We start from the raw sequence: 16297 nt of genomic DNA on the forward strand, positions 1-16297 counted from the left end.
CCAAATGGCAGGCCAAATACCCGAAGCTGGTCAACTGGGTGGAAGATAACATCGAGGAGACGCTGAGCTTCTATCGGCTGCCGCTGGCTCACCACAAGCACATGAAGTCGACGAACATGCTGGAGCGGCTGAACCAGGAGATCAAGCGGCGCACCCTGGTCGTTCGCATCTTCCCCAACCCGCGGAGCTGTCTGCGGCTGGTTCGGGCATTGGCGGTGGAGATCCACGAGAACTGGCTCGAGGCGACCCGCTACCTCAACATGGATCATCTGCGCGAGCACAAGAAGGAGAGCCTGAGGGCCTTGGCCGCCTGAGCACCGTCATGTGTCCGCCGCTCCGCTAAACACGGGGGCTGCGCGGCGGACACGCCGACGTCACCGCAATGCCACGCCATTTTGCAGAACTTGACGCACACAACTCGAAGGAACTCAACTTCCGCCTTAGGCCCCGCTACCCTCGACAATGGCACTGCTATCTCCCGCCTCACCCTCCTGCCGCTGCTTCGGCTCCTTGATCCGAAACCACGTCACATAGAGCGCTGGCAGGAACAGCAGTGTGATCGCCGTGCCGGCGATGATGCCGCCCATCATGGCATAGGCCATCGGCCCCCAGAACACTTCGCGTGCGATCGGGATCAGCGCCAGGCTCGCGGCCGCCGCCGTCAGCGCGATCGGCCGCATGCGATGCTCGGTCGCCTCGATGACGGCGGCCCAGCGGTCCTTGCCCTCGTTCACAAGATCCTCGATCTGGACGATCAGGATGACAGAATTGCGGATCAGGATGCCGATCAGCGCCAGCACGCCGAGGATGGCAACGAAGCCGAGCGGTGCCCCGCTCGGCACCAGCGCGGCCACCACGCCGATCAGGCCGAGCGGCGCCACCGCCACGACCAGGAACAGGCGCTGGAAGCTCTGCAACTGCACCATCAGGATGGTCGCCATGATGAACAGCATCAGCGGCACCACTGCGGCTATCGGCCCCTGGCTGTTGGCGCTTTCCTCGACCGAGCCGGCGGTGGCGATCGAATAGCCCGGTGGCAATTTGGCGATGAAGGCGTCGACCGACGGCTTCAACTCGTTGACCACGGTGGCGGGCAGCACGTCGCCGACCAGCCCGGCGCGCACGGTGATGGTCGGGATGCGGTCGCGGCGCCACACTGTCGGCTGTTCGAGCTCGTAGCGGAAGTTCGCCACAGCGGCCAGCGGGATCGCCTCGCCGGTTCCGGTTGGCAATTGCATGTTCTGCAGTGTGCCCATCGAACCCCGTTCGGCCTCGCGCGAACGGGCCACCACATTGATCAGATAGGTCGCGTCTCGCACCTGGGTGATGGTGGAGCCGCCGACCGTGCTGTTCAGCGCGCTGGCGATGTCCGAAGAAGTTATGCCGAGTTGCCGTGCCTTGTCCTGCAGCACGTCGACCCTCAGCACGCGCTCGGGCTCGTTCCAGTCGAAAGTGGGTGCGGCCAGCTGCGGATTGGCGGAAATGATGCCGGCGAATTCTTGCGCCAGTGTCCGTACCGTCTGGACGTCAGGACCGCCGACGCGGTATTGCACCGGCCGCCCGACCGGCGGCCCGAGTTCGAGCGGCTTGACGAAGGCGTCGGTGCCGACGAACTCGTCGCGCAGCAGCTTTTCGAGCGCCGGCTTGACCCGATTGCGCGCCTCGATGCTCTTGGTGACGATGACGGTCTGGCCGAAATAGGGATTGGCCGGTTGCACGTCATAGGCCAGCACGAAGCGAACCGCGCCCTGGCCGATATAGGAGCTGAAGTGGTCGATATCGGGATTGCCGACCAGCGCCCGCTGTTCGAACCGCTCCATCTGGTCCCGGGTCTCGGCAATTGAGGAGTTCTGCGGCAGATTCCAGTCGACGATCAGTTCGGGACGGTCGGATGGTGGAAAGAACTGCTGCTGGACGAGGCCAAAGCCGCCGAGCGACGCCGCGAACAACAGCACCGTGGCGATGATGGTCAGCCAGTGATGGCGCACCGATCCGACGAGGACGCGCCGGAACAGCGCGGTGAAGCGGCCGGGCTTTTCATGGTGCTGCTTCATCGTCGCCGGCAGGATGGTGACGCCGAGCAGCGGCGCAAACAGCACCGCGACGATCCATGACACCAGGAGCGACACGGCGATGACGACGAACAGCGTGAAAGTGTATTCGCCGGCGGCGCTGTTGTTGAGGCCGATCGGGATGAAGCCCGCGACCGTCACCAGCGTGCCGGTCAGCATCGGAAAGGCGGTCGAGGTATAGACATATGTCGCCGCCTTGCGCAGATTGTCACCGACCTCCAGCCGAGCCACCATCATCTCCACCGCGATCATGGCGTCATCGACCAGAAGGCCGAGCGAGATGATCAGCGCGCCGAGCGAAATGCGCTGCAGCGATATGCCGAGATAGGCCATGACCGTGAAGGTGATGGCCAGCACCAGCGGGATCGACAGCGCCACCACGAAGCCGGCGCGCATGCCGAGGCTGATGAAGGACACGGCAAGCACGATGGCGACCGCCTCGAACAGGGCGCGCGTGAAACCGGAAACCGCCTCCTCGACGATGACAGGCTGGTCGGCGACCAGATGCACGCCGACGCCGACCGGCAGGTCGGCCAGCACCTTGTTCATCTCCTCGTGCAGGGCCTCGCCGAACTCCAGCAGATTGGCGTTGGGCTTCATGCCGATGGCAAGGCCGATCGCGTCCTGCCCGTTGAAGCGGAACAAGGCCGTCGGCGGGTCGACATAGCCGCGCGAAATCGTCGCCACGTCGCTCAGCCGGAAGAAGCGATCGTTGACGCGCAAATTGATGGCGCGAAGGCTCTCTTCCGAGGTGAACTGGCCGCCGACGCGCACGCTGATGCGCTCCGGCCCGGACTGAATGACGCCGGAAGGCGTGATTGCGTTCTGGGCCTGCAGGCTGGCCACGATCGCTTGCTGGTTGAGCCCTAGTGCCGCGATCTGGCGGGTCGAGAATTCGAGGTAGATCGCTTCGTCCTGGGCACCGACCAGATCGACCTTGCCGGCGTTCGGCACGGTCAGGATCTTTGTCCTGACATCCTCGACATAGTCGCGCAACTGACGCGGGGTCAGCCCGTCGGCGGTGAAGGCATAGATGTTGCCGTAGACGTCGCCGAAGCGGTCGTTGAAGAATGGTCCCTGCACGCCTTGCGGAAACTGCGCCCAGATGTCGTTGACCATGTTGCGCACCTGCAGCCAGGTCGGCACGACGTCGCGCGCCTTGGTCGTCGGCTTCAGGTTGACGAAGATGACGGTCTTGCCGGCAGAGGTGACGGATTTGGTATAGTCGAGACTGTCGAGCTCTTCGAGCTTCTTCTCGATGCGATCGGTCACTTGCCGCACCGTCTCGTTGACCGATGCGCCCGGCCAGTTGGCCTGGATGACCATGGTCTTGATGGTGAAGGCGGGGTCTTCCTCGCGGCCGAGATTGAGATAGGCAAAGACGCCGGCCACGACGAAGACCAGCATGAAATACCACACCAACGAGCGATGGCTCAGCGCCCAGTCGGAGAGGTTGAAGCCCTTCATATGACCTCTCCCTCAGAGATCTTGACCTTCTGTCCCTCGGTCAGGCTGTGGACGCCGGCGGTGACGACGCGCATGCCTGCATTGAGGCCCTCGGCGACGGTGAAAGTGGCGGCACCCTTGGCGGCAATTTTGATGTCGCGGGCACTCACGCTCGACGTCTGCTGGTCGACGATCCAGACCTTTTCTCTGCCGTTCTTCTCCAGTAGCGCCGACAGCGGCAACTCGATCGTCGGCGTGATCTTGGCAATGCGGGTCGCCGTCACCGTCGAACCAAGCCTGAATGCCGGCGGCGGATCGATGAGCGTCAGCCGGACGCGGGGCGTGCGGGGCCAACCGTCGGCCGGCGGGGCGAGCTCGCGCAGCTTCGCGCAGCGGCGGTTCGGCGGCAGCGATGGGAGGATGATCTGGAAGGGCGTGCCGAAGGCGAGATCGCCGGTCAACTGGTCGGGAATGTCGACGACTGCTTCACGCGGGTCAGAGCGCGCCACCGTGACGACGGTCTGGCCGGGCGAGACCGTCTGGCCGACCTCGGCGCCGACGGCAGTGACCACGCCATCGAAGTCCGAGAACAACCTGGTATAGCCAAGCTGTTCCTGCGATTTGGCCAGCGCCGCATTGGCCCGCTCGACACCGGCCGCGGCGGCCTGCCTGGCTTGCCGCGCGGCGTCGAAGACGGCCTGCGAGGTGTTAGCGGCGACAAGCAACTGGCGCTGGCGCTCCTCGCTGGCGGCGGCACTGGCAAATTGCGCCTGCGCGTTGGAGAGTTCTGCCTTCGCCGCTTGCACGGCAAGCTCCAGCGCCGTCGGATCGAGCGCCGCGATCGTCGTGCCCCTGGTGACGATATCGCCGACCTTGACATCGCGGACGACGACCCGGCCAAGCAGGCGGAAGGCAAGGTCGGCGCTGAACTGCGGTTCGACAGATCCGGCGAATCCGAAGGTCTCTACGGTGCGGGGCTCGACCACCACCGACAGCACAGGCCGGATGATCTCGGGCGGCTGCTCTTCCGATTGCGAGCAGGCGCCGAGCACGAGCCCAAACAGGGCAGGAACAAGCGGGGCAGGGCTGCGCAGGAGCCGGTTCATTGCTCCGCTGCCGCTATCTCGACGGTCTGGCCGGGGCTGAGCAACTGGCCGCCGGCGGTGACGATCGTTTGGCCTGCCTCGAGCCCCTTGTCGATGATGACCGAGCCGGATCCGAAGGCCAGCACCTCCACCTGTCTCGCTGCCACCGCCTTGGTCGCTTGATCGACGACCCAGACGGCCGGCTTGCCCGCGCTCGAGGTCAATGCCTGCCACGGCACGATGACGGCCTTCGACGGCTGGGCGCTGACCGAGCCGATGACGGCCGCGCCGAGCGGCATGCCCGCGGGCGTGTCGGGAATGGCGACCTTGACCCGGATCGAGCCTGAAGCCGGATCGACCGCCGGCGAGATTTCACGCACCTTGCCCATCGCCTTGATCTGCGGATCCGACAACAGCGTGATTGTCACCGCGGGTGCTGCCGGCGTCCTTGCTACCATCGTTTCCTCTACGTTGAAGACCGCATCGCGGTCGCCGTCCTCGGCAAGGGTGAAGACGGTCTGCGCCGCCTGCACCACCTGCCCGGCTTCGACCTGGCGCACTGTGATCACGCCTGCCGCACCCGCCTTGAGTTCGGTGAAGGAAAGGTCCTCTTTAGCATTGGCGAGCGCGCTCTGAGCGGCATCGACGCTGCCTCGCGCCACCTTCGACGCCTGTTCGGCCGCATCATAGTCGCGCCTCGTGGTGTAGCCCTGGGCAAGCAGTGTCTTTTGCCGTTCGAAGGCGGCGGCGGCCTGGGTCAATTGCGCCTGCGCGGCGTCGAGATCGGCCTGCGCCGAGCGCAAGTCGAATTCCTGTTCCTGCGGATCGATGCGGGCGAGCACGGTACCTTGATCGACATGCTGCCCGACGTCGACAAGCCGTTCGGCGACGCGGCCGCCGACCCGGAACGAAAGATTGTTTAGCGTGCGCGCCGCGATCACACCGGTGAGCGAAGTCCTTGGCGCATAGTTGGCGATCGCCACGGTCTCGGTGAGGACCATGACAGGCAGTTTCTTCGCGGCGGCCTCCTGCTTCTGGCAACCGGCCAAAAGCAAAGGCAGCATTGCCATTGCGCAGGCTAGAATTGTGGAGGCAGGAAAAGACAAATGGGTTTTGACCGACGGCGGCGAGACGGACGATGTCGCGTTCCTGCTCATAGCTCCCTCAACCGCGCGGACCGCCCCCTGTAGCAAGACGGCGCGGACAATGGCGAGGATAATTGATCCCCGCAAAAAGGAAACCTCTTCTCGTACGCGTATAGGCGGTTGGGTAAGCTGGCCAGTTAACGCATCGGCGACAGGCCCAATCGCCCGCCGCCAGTGCCAACTTGAGGAAAACCTGAAATAAGCCCAGAAGAGTCTCAACAGCCATCAAACGAGAGCGGGCGCCGGCCCGGTGAGGGGTACGATGACAAATTCAGCCATTTCCGAACGCAAGAGCCAGTCGATTTCGCGCGGCGTCGGCATGACCACTCAGATCTATGCCGATCGCGCCGAAAACTCGGAGATCTGGGATGTGGAAGGCCGCCGCTACATCGATTTCTCGTCCGGCATCGCCGTCGTCAACACCGGCCACCGTCACCCCAGGGTGATCGAAGCGGTCAAGGCGCAGCTCGACCGCTTCACCCATACCTGCTACCAGGTCGTGCCCTACGAGAGCTATATCCGGCTGGCCGAACGGCTGAACGGCATGCTGCCCGGCAAGTTCGACAAAAAGACGATTTTTGTCACCACCGGCGCCGAGGCGGTTGAGAATGCAATCAAGATCGCCCGCAACGCCACCGGCCGGCCGGCGGTCATCGCTTTTTCCGGCGGCTTCCACGGACGCACCTTCATGGGCATGGCGCTGACCGGCAAGGTCGTGCCTTACAAGGTCGGCTTCGGCGCCATGCCGGCGGATGTCTTCCATGCGCCGTTCCCGGTTGCGCTGCACGGCGTGTCGGTCGCCGATTCGCTGGCTGCGCTCGACCGGCTGTTCAAGGCCGATGTCGATCCGGCCCGCGTCGCCGCGATCATCGTCGAGCCGGTGCAGGGCGAGGGCGGCTTCTACGAGGCGCCGCGCGATTTCATGACCGCATTGCGCAAGATCTGCGATCAGCACGGCATGCTGCTGATCGCCGACGAGGTGCAGACCGGCTTTGCCCGCACCGGCAAGATGTTTGCCATGGACCATCACGAGGTGGCGGCCGACATCACCACCATGGCCAAGAGCCTGGCCGGCGGCTTCCCGTTGGCGGCGGTCACCGGGCGTGCCGAGGTCATGGATTCGCCGAACCCCGGCGGACTCGGCGGCACCTATGGCGGCAGCCCGATCGGCGTCGCCGCGGCGCATGCCGTGCTCGACGTCATCGACGAGGAGAAGCTCTGCGACCGGGCCAACACGCTGGGCAACCGTCTGAAGCAGCGCCTGCAAGCGATCCGCGACGAAGCCCCGGAAATCGTCGATATCAGAGGCCCCGGCTTCATGAACGCGGTCGAGTTCAACGATGTGGCGAAGGGGCTGCCGTCGCCGGAACTCGCCAATGCGGTCCGGCTGAAGGCGCTCGACAAGGGCCTGATCCTGCTCACCTGCGGCGTCTACGGCAACGTCATCCGCTTCCTCGCGCCGATCACCATCCAGGACGGAGTCATGAACGAGGCGCTCGACATCCTGGAAAGTTCGATCCGCGAGGCCCGCGCTGCCTGAGCGATACGATTATCCTGCCGCGCGGGCCGGCTCTGCCTGCTGGAAGGCGGCGAGCGCGGCCTTCAGCCCGTCGGGCCCGGTCGCGACAGTCTGCGGCGACGGCGAAAAGCCGGCGCCGAGCATCTTGCGGCCAAGCATGTGGTCGCCGGGCCGGTTGACCGATTCGATGCCGAGCAGCCGGCTTGCGGCATAGTGGTAGATCGAGAATTTGTTCTCGGCCACGTCGCCCAGCACGACATGGCTGTCGCCGCCCGAAATCAGGCCGACCATCTGCAGCTTCATGTCGCCGATATCGGACCAGAACCACGGCACCGCCGAGTAATTGTCGGTGTGGCCGACGATGGTGCGCGCGGCGAGCCGCGCCTGGTCAGTGGCGTTCTGTACCGATTCCAGCCGCACATCGCCGCCGGTGAACCAGTGCCGGTAGGAGGCGGCATCGCCGATGGCGAGGATTTCCGGCACCGACGTGCGCATCTGCTGGTCGACGCGGATGCCGTTGGCGATGGCAATGCCGGCGGCTTCGGCCAATTCGACATTCGGCACGACGCCGATACCGATGACGACCACCTGCGCCGGCAATCTCTCGCCAGATGAGGTGATTGCAGCCGAAACACGGCCGTTCTCGCCCTCCAGCCGTTCGATGGTGGTGCCGGTAAGAATGCGCACACCGGTGGCCTCCAGCCGCTGGCGCACATGGCCGGCGATGACCGGTGCCACGGCGCGGCCGAGCAGCCGGTCGACCGCCTCGACCACCGTAACCTTGCGGCCTGCCGCGGTGAGCGTCGCGGCAATCTCCAGGCCGATGAAGCCGCCGCCGAGGATGACGACCTCCTCGCTTTGCGCGCTCAATTCGCGGATCAGGCGGGCATCGCCGAGCGAGCGCAGCGACACAACGCCAGAAAGCTCCGAACCCGGCAGCGGCAGCAGGCGCGGCCGCGCGCCGGTGGCGAGGATCAGCCGGCCGAACGGCAGCACGCCGCCGCCCGATATCTCCAGCCTGCGGCCGCCTACGTCGATCCGCTCGACCCGGATGCCTGGCCGGAAGTCGATGGCGCTGCCGGTATAAAAAGCCTCGCCGCGCAACGGCTGCGGCTTTGCTTGCTGATCCTTGATGAAGGTCTTCGACAGCGGCGGCTTGTGGTAGGGCAATTCGTTTTCGTCGCCGACCAGGATCACCGGGCCGTCATAGCCTTCTTCGCGCAGGCTGGCGGCCGCTTGCACGCCCGCATGACCCGCACCGACAATGACGACCCCGTTCTTCATAACAGCCCGATTCCTCATCCAAATCTAGGACGTCTCGCCAGGTGGCGATTGTCCGGCGCCGCCGCAAGAGCGCCGATCCGGGTCGCACCCGGAACGGCCGCCTGTCAACTGCGTCATGCGCCGGCATTCCTCATACGTCGGTGTTAAAGTTGACAGTTCTAGTTTAGAATAATTCTAAACTATTGTTTCAATTGAATTTTTTCTATGCCACCAGTTGACATCCGGCGTCTTCGCCGTTTTATGGAAGCTCGCGCGTCAGCGCATCCCTTTGATGTCTGGGCCTTGAACCCTTTCGATTGGAGGCATTTCGGTGTCTTTCTTCCGCGAACCGCGCGATGGCGCGACCCTTCTTTGCCCGCTGGCAACTGCCCGCCGCGGCGCCGGCATTTCATTGATTCCCGAGGAGAGACAATCATGAGAACGATGATCACGGCGCGGTATGGCGGCAGGCTTGCGGCGATCGGCGCCACCGCGATGCTGACGGCGGCCGTGTTCGTGCTGCCGGCCAAGGCGCAAACCGATGCCAAGGCGGTCATCAAGACCTATTCCGACATTGCGCTCGCCAAATACGAGGATTCGCTGATCACGGCCGAGGCGCTCGACAAGGCTGTCGATGCGCTGCTCGCCAAGCCATCTGCCGAAACGCTGAACGCCGCCCGCGAGGCCTGGAAGGCATCGCGCGTTCCCTATCAGCAGACCGAGGTCTATCGCTTCGGTAATGCCATCGTCGACGACTGGGAAGGCGAGGTGAACTCCTGGCCGCTCGACGAAGGCTTGATCGACTATGTCGCCAAGAGCTACGGCACCGAGTCGGACGCCAACGTGCTCTACACCGCCAATGTGATCGCCAACAAGTCGATCGAGATCAACGGCAAGAAGGTCGACGCCACCGACCTGACGCCGGAGTTCCTCTCCGGCACCCTGCAGGAGGCCGGCAGTATCGAGGCCAATGTGGCGACCGGCTATCACGCTATCGAATTCCTGCTTTGGGGTCAGGACCTGCACGGCACCGGTCCGGGCGCCGGCGAACGGCCCTACACCGACTACGACCTCGCCAATTGCACCGGCGGCAATTGCGACCGTCGCGGACAGTATCTGAAATCGGCGAGCGACCTTCTGGTTTCCGATCTAAAGGATATGGTCGACGACTGGAAGGAAGGCGGCGCCGCCCGCAAGAACCTTGTCGATGGCGAGCTGAACGCCGCCATTTCGACCATCTTCACCGGCATGGGCTCGTTGTCCTATGGTGAGCTCGCCGGAGAGCGGATGAAGCTCGGCCTCTTGTTGCACGACCCGGAAGAGGAGCACGATTGCTTCTCCGACAATACCTACAACTCCCATCTTTACGATGCGATCGGCATCCGTGCCGCCTATCACGGCAGCTACAAGCGGCTCGACGGCACTGTCGTCGAGGGGCCGTCGGTGGCCGACATGGTCAAGGCGGCCGACCCGGCGGTTGACAAGGAATTGTCGGACAAACTGGACGTCACCGTCGCCAAGATGGAGGCCATCAAGGCGCGGGCGCTTGCCGGCGAGGCCTATGACCAGCAGATCGGAGAAGGCAACACGGAAGGCAATGCCACCGTGCAGGCGGCGATCGACGCGCTGGTCGATCAGACCAAGTCGATCGAACGCGCCGTCGGCACCCTGAAGCTCAATGCGATAGCCTTCGAGGGTTCGGACAGCCTCGATTCACCGGACAAGGTGTTCCAATAAACTATCGAAACCACCAGCCACACGCCGCAACGAAGCGCCGTTAGCCAGAGCGACAAATGCTGATCTGCCATTGCAACATCATCACCGAAAAGGAGATAGAGCAGACGATCGTCGGACTGCTGGATGAGGACCCCTGGCAGCTGATCGTGCCGGCCAAGGTCTATCACGCCATGCACAAGCGCGGTCGCTGTTGCGGCTGCTTCCCAAATGTGGTCGAAACGATCATTCGGGTCACCGAAAATTACCATGCCCGCTCGGCGGCGAGTGGCGTGGACATCGTTTCACACCTGGATCGCGTCAGAGGCCTACGCGTCCAATACGGGAGCAGAACCCATGAAAGGCGAACAGCAGATCATAGAGCGGCTTAACGAGGCTCTGTTTCTGGAACTTGGGGCGGTCAATCAATACTGGGTGCATTTCCGGCTGCTGGAAGACTGGGGATACGCCAAGCTAGCGAAGAAGGAACGCGCTGAATCGATCGAGGAAATGCACCATGCCGACCGGCTCGTGGCGCGCATCATCTTCCTCGAGGGCCATCCGAACCTGCAGTCCGTGGCGCCGCTGCGCATCGGGCAGAATGTCAAGGAAGTGCTCGAATCCGATCTTGCCGGCGAATATGACGCGCGCACCGCCTACAAGCGTTCGCGCGAGGTTTGTAACGAAGCAGGCGACTACGTGACGATGAAGCTGTTCGAGGAATTGCTGGCTGACGAGGAAGGTCACATCGACTTCCTCGAGACGCAACTCGACCTGCTCGCCTCGATCGGCGAAGAAAAGTACGGCCAACTCAACGCAGCGTCGGCCGACGAGGCGGAATAAGGACATGCCGGAATGCGGCGCCCCCTAGATTTCATGCGCCGCTTGCGGCCGGCCGAGCATTGTGGCCTGCCGCCTCAGAAGAAGCCGCGATACGGTATCCTTCGCGGCGCCTTTCTTGCCGTGGTGGCGACGCTCACAGCCTCGGCGCTGGCCGGGGCGCCGCAACCGGCGGGGCTTGCCACCAGCCGCACGGATCTGACGCCGAAGGATCTGGCGCGCGTCATCGCCATCACCAGGCCGACCAGCGATTTCTCCAAGCCCGAGCAATTCGAGCTGATGCAGGGCGGCGCCGGCACCTCGAAGAAGGACGTCAACAAGGACGCCTTCTCGCAATCCTCTGCCAACATCAGCTTCGAGGAAGAGGGTACCTTCAAGCTCGGCAACGCCATTTTCCGCAAGAACTGGGTGTCCTCGCCATCCTCGACACAAGCCTCGGATGGGCTCGGCCCGTTGTTCAACGAGCGCGCCTGCCAGAACTGTCATCTGAAGGACGGCCGCGGCCATCCGCCCCAAGGCGACAGCGGCACCACCTCGATGTTCCTGCGCCTGGCAAGGGAAGCCAGTACCGAGGAGGAGAAAGCCGCGCTCGCCGATCACAAGGTGCTCAACTTTCCCGACCCGGTCTATGGCACACAACTTCAGGAGCTAGCCGTTCCCGGCCTGCAGGGCGAAGGCAGGATGCATGTCGATTATCAGGAGCAAAAAGTAAAACTGGCGGACGGCAGCGTCGTGTCGCTGCGCAAGCCGAGCTATTCGGTCGACGGTCTCGCCTACGGGGCGCTCGATCCACACACCACGCTGTCGCCGCGCATGACGCCGCCGATGATCGGCCTTGGCCTGGTCGAGCAGATCGCTCCTGCCGACATCCTTACGCGTGCCGATGCGGCCGACCGCGATGGTGACGGGATTTCCGGCAGGCCAAACATAATACGCGACGCCAGCAGCGGTGAACTGACGCTCGGCCGTTTCGGCTGGAAGGCGCAGGCGGCATCGATCCGCCAGCAATCGGCCGACGCTTTTGCCGGCGATATCGGCATTTCGACGCCTGAGGTGCCGAAGCACTGGGGCGATTGCAGCGCCGCGGAAAAGACCTGCCTTGCCCAACCTAACGGTGTACAGGAGCGCCTCGGTCCGGTCGAAGCGCCGCCGCCGGTCATGGACCTCGTGACCTTCTATTCGCAAAACCTTGCCGTGCCGGCCCGGCGCGATCTCGACAGACCGGACGTGCTCGCCGGCAAAAAACTGTTCTACGATATGGGCTGCATCTCTTGCCATACGCCGAAATTCGTCACCCGTCGCGGCACCCCGAACAAGGCGCAGGCCTTCCAGCTGATCTGGCCTTATTCCGATTTCCTGCTGCATGACATGGGACCCGGCCTTGCCGACGGACAGGCGGTGGGCGAGGCCACGGGAAGCGAATGGCGCACGCCGCCACTGTGGGGCATCGGGCTCACCCAGACCGTCAGCGGCAACACCTTCTTCCTGCATGACGGGCGCGCACGAAGCCTGGCCGAGGCGATTCTGTGGCATGGCGGCGAGGGCCAGAAGGCGCGTGACCGCTTTGCCGCTGCCGATGCGGCCGACCGCGCCGCGCTGATCAAGTTTCTGGAGTCGCTCTGATGCGGAAGCGTCTTGCATTCGCTCTGATGCTGGTCCTCGCCGGTGCGCTGCCGGCATCCGCGGCGGTGAAGGCTTCGGATGTGATCCAGCGGGCGATCGACGGCTTCGTCCGCCCGGCCTATGCCAGACTGCATGACCATGCGGACAGCTTGGCCAAGACCATGCACGCGCTTTGCCAAGCGCCCTCGCGAGACAATCTCGATGCGGCACGCGCCGAATTCTCGGGTGTCGTGGATGCCTGGTCGGTGGTGGAAATCATCCGTTTCGGGCCGATCGCGGAAAACAACCGGCTTGAGCGCATGCTGTTTTGGCCGGACCGCAAGAGCATCGGCCTGAAGCAGGTGCAGGCGGCACTTGCCGGCAAGGATCCGACAGCCGCCGATCCGGCCCAGCTGGCTACAAAGAGCGTCGCCATGCAAGGGCTCGGCGCACTGGAATTCGTCCTCTACGGCGACGGAGCCGGTCAATTGGTCGGCAGGGACGACGCCTATCGCTGCGCCTACGGTGCGGCCATTGCCGGCAATGTCGAGACGATTGCCGGCGAGGTTGGCGATGACTGGAACGAGCCCAACGGCTTTGCCGCGCTCTGGGCCAATCCGGGTCCGCAGAACGCGCTCTACCACCACGGAACTGAAGCGGTGACCGAACTGGTCGGCGTCTTCATCAACGAGCTGGAAATGGTCCGCGACGTACGCCTGAAAGGCTTCCTGGGCGCCAAGCCGGAGGCCGACAAACCGAAACAGGCGATCTATTGGCGCTCGCAAAACACCGCCCGCTCGCTGACCGGGAATCTGGCCGGCATGGACACGCTGTTCCAGGCCTCGCAGCTTGGCGACGCGCTGCCGCCCGATGCGCGCTGGATGGCAGAATCGGTCCACATCCAGCTCACCAACGGGATCGAGGCGGCCAAGGCGATCAGGGGACCGATCGACAAGGCACTTGCCGATCCGGCGCTGCGCCAGAAGCTCGACTATTTCTCGCTGGTGACATCCAGCCTGACGACCCTGATCGGCACCAGGCTGACCGCCGAATTCGGCCTGACCGCCGGGTTCTCGTCATTGGATGGCGACTGATCATGAGGACGCCGCTGATCGATCGGCGCGATTTCCTGAGGGCCGCCGGCGCTGGTTTCGTAGCGGCGATGGCGCCGTCGGCCTGGGCAAAGACACTCGACGCCGACGCGGTCTTCGCCACCGCTTTCGTCAAGCGCGACGGCAGCTATGGCGCGGCCGTCCTGTCCGAGGCCGGCAAGTTGTTGCACACGATCGATCTGCCCGATCGGGGTCACGACGTTACCTTCGACCCGGTGTCCAAGCGTTCGGTGGTGTTTGCCAGGCAGCCGGGCACCTTTGCTGTCGTCTTCGACCATACCGGCCGCGGTGAACCGCGCACCATTGCCAGCGTTGCCGGCCGGCATTTCTTCGGCCATGGCGTGTTCTCGGCCGATGGCACGCTGCTCTACGCAACCGAGAACGATTTCGACAATGCCGCCGGCGTCGTCGGCGTCTATGACGCGCATGCGAAATTCAAGCGCATCGGCGAGTTCCCGACCTACGGCACAGGCCCGCACGAGCTGTTGCTGCTTTCCGACGGCAGGACGATTGCTGTGGCCAATGGCGGCATCGAGACGCATCCGGATTATGGCCGCGCCGAGCTCAACATCGCAACGATGAAGCCTTCCTACGTTCTGGTCGACCGCCTTACCGGAGATCTCACCGAAAAGCACGAATTGCCGCCGGCGCTGCACCAATTGTCGATCCGCCATATGGATGCCGACCGGTCCGGCACCGTCTGGTTCGGCTGCCAGTACAGGGGGCCGGGTACCGATCGTCCCCCGCTGGTTGGCCGCGCGCCGCGCGGCAAGGACTTGCAATTGCTCGATATGTCGCAGGATGTGCTCTCCGGCTTCAGGAATTATATCGGCTCGGTCGCCGCCAACCCTGCCGCCGGCACCATCGCCGTGTCTTCGCCTGAGGGCAATTCGCTTGCCGTGATCGACGCGGCCAGCGGCCGCATCGTCGCCACCAAGGCGCTGGTCGAGGTTTGCGGCGTTGCAGCCGATGGGGAAAGCTTCATGGCGACGACCGGCGCCGGCGATATCGTCGAGTCCGGTGGCTCGATACGTTCCGAGCCGGACTATGTCTGGGACAATCACGTGCTGCGTATCGAGCAGGTCGGCTAGTCCCGATACCTATTGTGGCGATTGCGTGCGTTGGAACTTACATTCTTGGACCCGCGCCGAAGCCAAGTCGCCTGACGATTTATCCATTATTCCCTTGCGGGGATCAGCCCTGGCGGGCAGAGGGAAGTTGTTTTCGAAACTGTCTCAACCGGCCGCTTCATGAAATTGCTTGCCATCGACTGTGCCGCCAATCTCTGCGCCGCCTGCGTCTACGACGCGGCGGCCGGGAAAGAACTCGGCCGTTCGGTGCTCGATCTCGGTAAGGGTCATGCCGAGCATCTGATGGGTGTCATCGAAAAGGCGTTGGGGACCAGCAGAACCGACTATTCCGGCCTCGGCGCCATTGCCGTTTCGACGGGTCCGGGCTCCTTCACCGGTCTGCGCGTCGGCGTCTCGGCGGCGCGCGGCCTTGCGCTGGCGCTGAAAATCCCGGCGATCGGCGTGACGACTCTGGAGGCCCTGGCGGCGCAAGCGAGAGCGGCATTTCCCGGTCGCGCCGTGCTCGCCGCGCTCGATGCAGGTCGCGAGGAGATCCATGCGGCACTTTACGATGAAGCATCCGTTTTGATTTACGGTCCCTCGGTGACCACGCTCTCGCAAGCCGCCGCCAAGGCGGTTGACAGCTCCGCGGTTCTGGCCGGTACGGCGGCAACGCAAATTGCCGCCTCGGCCGGGCGCGCCTTCGACGTCGGCGCGACAGCGGCCACCGCCGACATCGCCGTCTATGCCCGGCTGGCCGCCGCCCAACGTGCCGGTAAAAAGGGCGAGGGCGAAAAGCCGAAACCACTCTATCTGCGCGGCGCCGACGCAAAGTCTCAGGCAGGCTTTATTCTATCGAGGCAAGACCATGATCCCAAAAAGTGGAAACCGGTTTTGGGAAAAGATCATGGTCCAAACGGAAACAAGTCCTGATGCGCATTCCTTTCCTCCAGTCGCGCCGCAGGGACTATGCGCTCGAGCCGTTGACGGTTGCCGATAGCGCGGCCATGTCGGTGCTGCATCGCGAGGATTTCGCGCGGCCGTGGACCGACGACGAATTCGCCGCGCTGCTCGAGCAGGACACGGTGTTCGGCTATGCCGCGCGCGAGACCGGACAGGGTGCCAAGCCGCCGGTCGGCTTCGTGCTGGCGCGGCTCGCGGCCGGCGAGGGCGAGATCCTGACGGTCGCGGTGGCACGCTCGCATCGGCGCCGGGGGCTCGGCTGGCAATTGATGGATGCGGTGCTGCGCGAACTGCACGCACAGCGCGCCGAGGCGCTTTTCCTCGAGGTCGACGAGACCAATGTCGCCGCGATCGCGCTCTACCGGCGGTTCGGCTTCCGCGAGGTCGGCAAGCGCGCCAACTATTACAAGTCGCCGGAGCACGGCCCGACCGGCGCGCTTGTCATGCGCCGCGATCTTCGCTAGCCA

Annotated in this window: 15 protein-coding genes; 11 read left to right on the forward strand and 4 right to left on the reverse strand. The window is 64.1% G+C overall.

The features are described 5' to 3' along the window. Positions 1-314: transposase (locus NKI16_RS24575; protein WP_352923768.1), on the forward strand; the 314-nt coding region annotated here is incomplete at its 5' end. Positions 315-440: 126 nt separating this feature from the next. Here NKI16_RS24575 and NKI16_RS24580 read toward each other — a convergent pair. Genes NKI16_RS24580 through NKI16_RS24590 form a run of 3 tightly spaced genes read right to left on the reverse strand, consistent with a single transcriptional unit; the run spans position 441 to position 5604 of the window. Then, positions 441-3539: an efflux RND transporter permease subunit gene (locus NKI16_RS24580; protein WP_352756020.1), complete on the reverse strand. Its 3099-nt coding sequence runs from the start codon at positions 3537-3539 to the stop codon at positions 441-443. Beyond that, a complete protein-coding gene (locus NKI16_RS24585; RefSeq protein WP_352923769.1) occupies positions 3536-4624 on the reverse strand; it encodes an efflux RND transporter periplasmic adaptor subunit in 1089 nt (362 codons plus the stop codon). The genes NKI16_RS24580 and NKI16_RS24585 overlap by 4 nt, the downstream gene beginning before the upstream one ends. Continuing rightward, positions 4621-5604 (reverse strand): efflux RND transporter periplasmic adaptor subunit, encoded by a 984-nt coding sequence (locus NKI16_RS24590; RefSeq protein ID WP_352756022.1) that lies wholly within the window; start codon positions 5602-5604, stop codon positions 4621-4623. The genes NKI16_RS24585 and NKI16_RS24590 overlap by 4 nt, the downstream gene beginning before the upstream one ends. Here NKI16_RS24590 and NKI16_RS24595 point away from each other — a divergent pair. Continuing rightward, positions 5603-5950, forward strand: a complete 348-nt coding sequence (locus tag NKI16_RS24595) for a hypothetical protein (protein ID WP_352756024.1) — start codon at positions 5603-5605, stop codon at positions 5948-5950. The two genes, NKI16_RS24590 and NKI16_RS24595, sit on opposite strands and share 2 nt — an antisense overlap. Positions 5951-6010: 60 nt before the next feature. After that, positions 6011-7288, forward strand: coding sequence for a 4-aminobutyrate--2-oxoglutarate transaminase (locus NKI16_RS24600; RefSeq protein WP_023676879.1), 1278 nt, complete (start codon positions 6011-6013; stop codon positions 7286-7288). Positions 7289-7297: 9 nt separating this feature from the next. Here the strand turns inward: NKI16_RS24600 and NKI16_RS24605 are convergent, their stop codons facing one another. After that, positions 7298-8551: an NAD(P)/FAD-dependent oxidoreductase gene (locus tag NKI16_RS24605; RefSeq protein WP_352698164.1), complete on the reverse strand. Its 1254-nt coding sequence runs from the start codon at positions 8549-8551 to the stop codon at positions 7298-7300. 423 nt (positions 8552-8974) lie between these two features. On the opposite strand from NKI16_RS24605, the gene NKI16_RS24610 reads away from it, so the two are divergent. The 8 genes from NKI16_RS24610 to rimI all read left to right on the forward strand — a co-directional run bounded on the left by NKI16_RS24610 (position 8975) and on the right by rimI (position 16294). Next, a complete protein-coding gene (locus NKI16_RS24610; RefSeq protein WP_031211806.1) occupies positions 8975-10267 on the forward strand; it encodes an imelysin family protein in 1293 nt (430 codons plus the stop codon). 56 nt (positions 10268-10323) lie between these two features. Continuing rightward, entirely contained in the window at positions 10324-10635 is a 312-nt protein-coding gene (locus NKI16_RS24615; RefSeq protein ID WP_023676882.1) for a (2Fe-2S)-binding protein, read from the forward strand. Next, a complete protein-coding gene (gene bfr / locus NKI16_RS24620) occupies positions 10601-11086 on the forward strand; it encodes a bacterioferritin (RefSeq protein ID WP_023676883.1) in 486 nt (161 codons plus the stop codon). Before NKI16_RS24615 ends, bfr begins: the two co-directional genes overlap by 35 nt. 12 nt (positions 11087-11098) lie before the next feature. Next, positions 11099-12706, forward strand: a complete 1608-nt coding sequence (locus NKI16_RS24625) for a di-heme oxidoreductase family protein (RefSeq protein WP_352646426.1) — start codon at positions 11099-11101, stop codon at positions 12704-12706. Beyond that, entirely contained in the window at positions 12706-13779 is a 1074-nt protein-coding gene (locus NKI16_RS24630; protein WP_023676885.1) for an imelysin family protein, read from the forward strand. The genes NKI16_RS24625 and NKI16_RS24630 overlap by 1 nt, the downstream gene beginning before the upstream one ends. 2 nt (positions 13780-13781) lie before the next feature. Continuing rightward, on the forward strand, positions 13782-14888 hold the full coding sequence (locus NKI16_RS24635) for a DUF1513 domain-containing protein (protein WP_023676886.1): 1107 nt from the start codon (positions 13782-13784) through the stop codon (positions 14886-14888). 159 nt (positions 14889-15047) lie between these two features. After that, positions 15048-15800 (forward strand): tRNA (adenosine(37)-N6)-threonylcarbamoyltransferase complex dimerization subunit type 1 TsaB, encoded by a 753-nt coding sequence (gene tsaB / locus NKI16_RS24640; protein WP_352923770.1) that lies wholly within the window; start codon positions 15048-15050, stop codon positions 15798-15800. Then, positions 15800-16294: a ribosomal protein S18-alanine N-acetyltransferase gene (gene rimI, locus NKI16_RS24645; protein WP_023676888.1), complete on the forward strand. Its 495-nt coding sequence runs from the start codon at positions 15800-15802 to the stop codon at positions 16292-16294. Before tsaB ends, rimI begins: the two co-directional genes overlap by 1 nt. Positions 16295-16297 lie beyond the last annotated feature (3 nt).

This window comes from Mesorhizobium sp. M0698 (assembly GCF_040320455.1).
GTDB lineage: Bacteria > Pseudomonadota > Alphaproteobacteria > Rhizobiales > Rhizobiaceae > Mesorhizobium.

Coding starts and splice junctions, on each gene's coding strand:
- NKI16_RS24580 (WP_352756020.1), bottom strand. CDS start 3,539: ATGAAGGGCTTCAACCTCTCCGACTGGGCGCTGAGCCATCGCTCGTTG.
- NKI16_RS24585 (WP_352923769.1), bottom strand. CDS start 4,624: ATGAACCGGCTCCTGCGCAGCCCTGCCCCGCTTGTTCCTGCCCTGTTT.
- NKI16_RS24595 (WP_352756024.1), top strand. CDS start 5,603: ATGACAGGCAGTTTCTTCGCGGCGGCCTCCTGCTTCTGGCAACCGGCC.
- NKI16_RS24590 (WP_352756022.1), bottom strand. CDS start 5,604: ATGGTCCTCACCGAGACCGTGGCGATCGCCAACTATGCGCCAAGGACT.
- NKI16_RS24600 (WP_023676879.1), top strand. CDS start 6,011: ATGACAAATTCAGCCATTTCCGAACGCAAGAGCCAGTCGATTTCGCGC.
- NKI16_RS24605 (WP_352698164.1), bottom strand. CDS start 8,551: ATGAAGAACGGGGTCGTCATTGTCGGTGCGGGTCATGCGGGCGTGCAA.
- NKI16_RS24610 (WP_031211806.1), top strand. CDS start 8,975: ATGATCACGGCGCGGTATGGCGGCAGGCTTGCGGCGATCGGCGCCACC.
- NKI16_RS24615 (WP_023676882.1), top strand. CDS start 10,324: ATGCTGATCTGCCATTGCAACATCATCACCGAAAAGGAGATAGAGCAG.
- bfr (WP_023676883.1), top strand. CDS start 10,601: ATGAAAGGCGAACAGCAGATCATAGAGCGGCTTAACGAGGCTCTGTTT.
- NKI16_RS24625 (WP_352646426.1), top strand. CDS start 11,099: ATGCGGCGCCCCCTAGATTTCATGCGCCGCTTGCGGCCGGCCGAGCAT.
- NKI16_RS24630 (WP_023676885.1), top strand. CDS start 12,706: ATGCGGAAGCGTCTTGCATTCGCTCTGATGCTGGTCCTCGCCGGTGCG.
- NKI16_RS24635 (WP_023676886.1), top strand. CDS start 13,782: ATGAGGACGCCGCTGATCGATCGGCGCGATTTCCTGAGGGCCGCCGGC.
- tsaB (WP_352923770.1), top strand. CDS start 15,048: ATGAAATTGCTTGCCATCGACTGTGCCGCCAATCTCTGCGCCGCCTGC.
- rimI (WP_023676888.1), top strand. CDS start 15,800: ATGCGCATTCCTTTCCTCCAGTCGCGCCGCAGGGACTATGCGCTCGAG.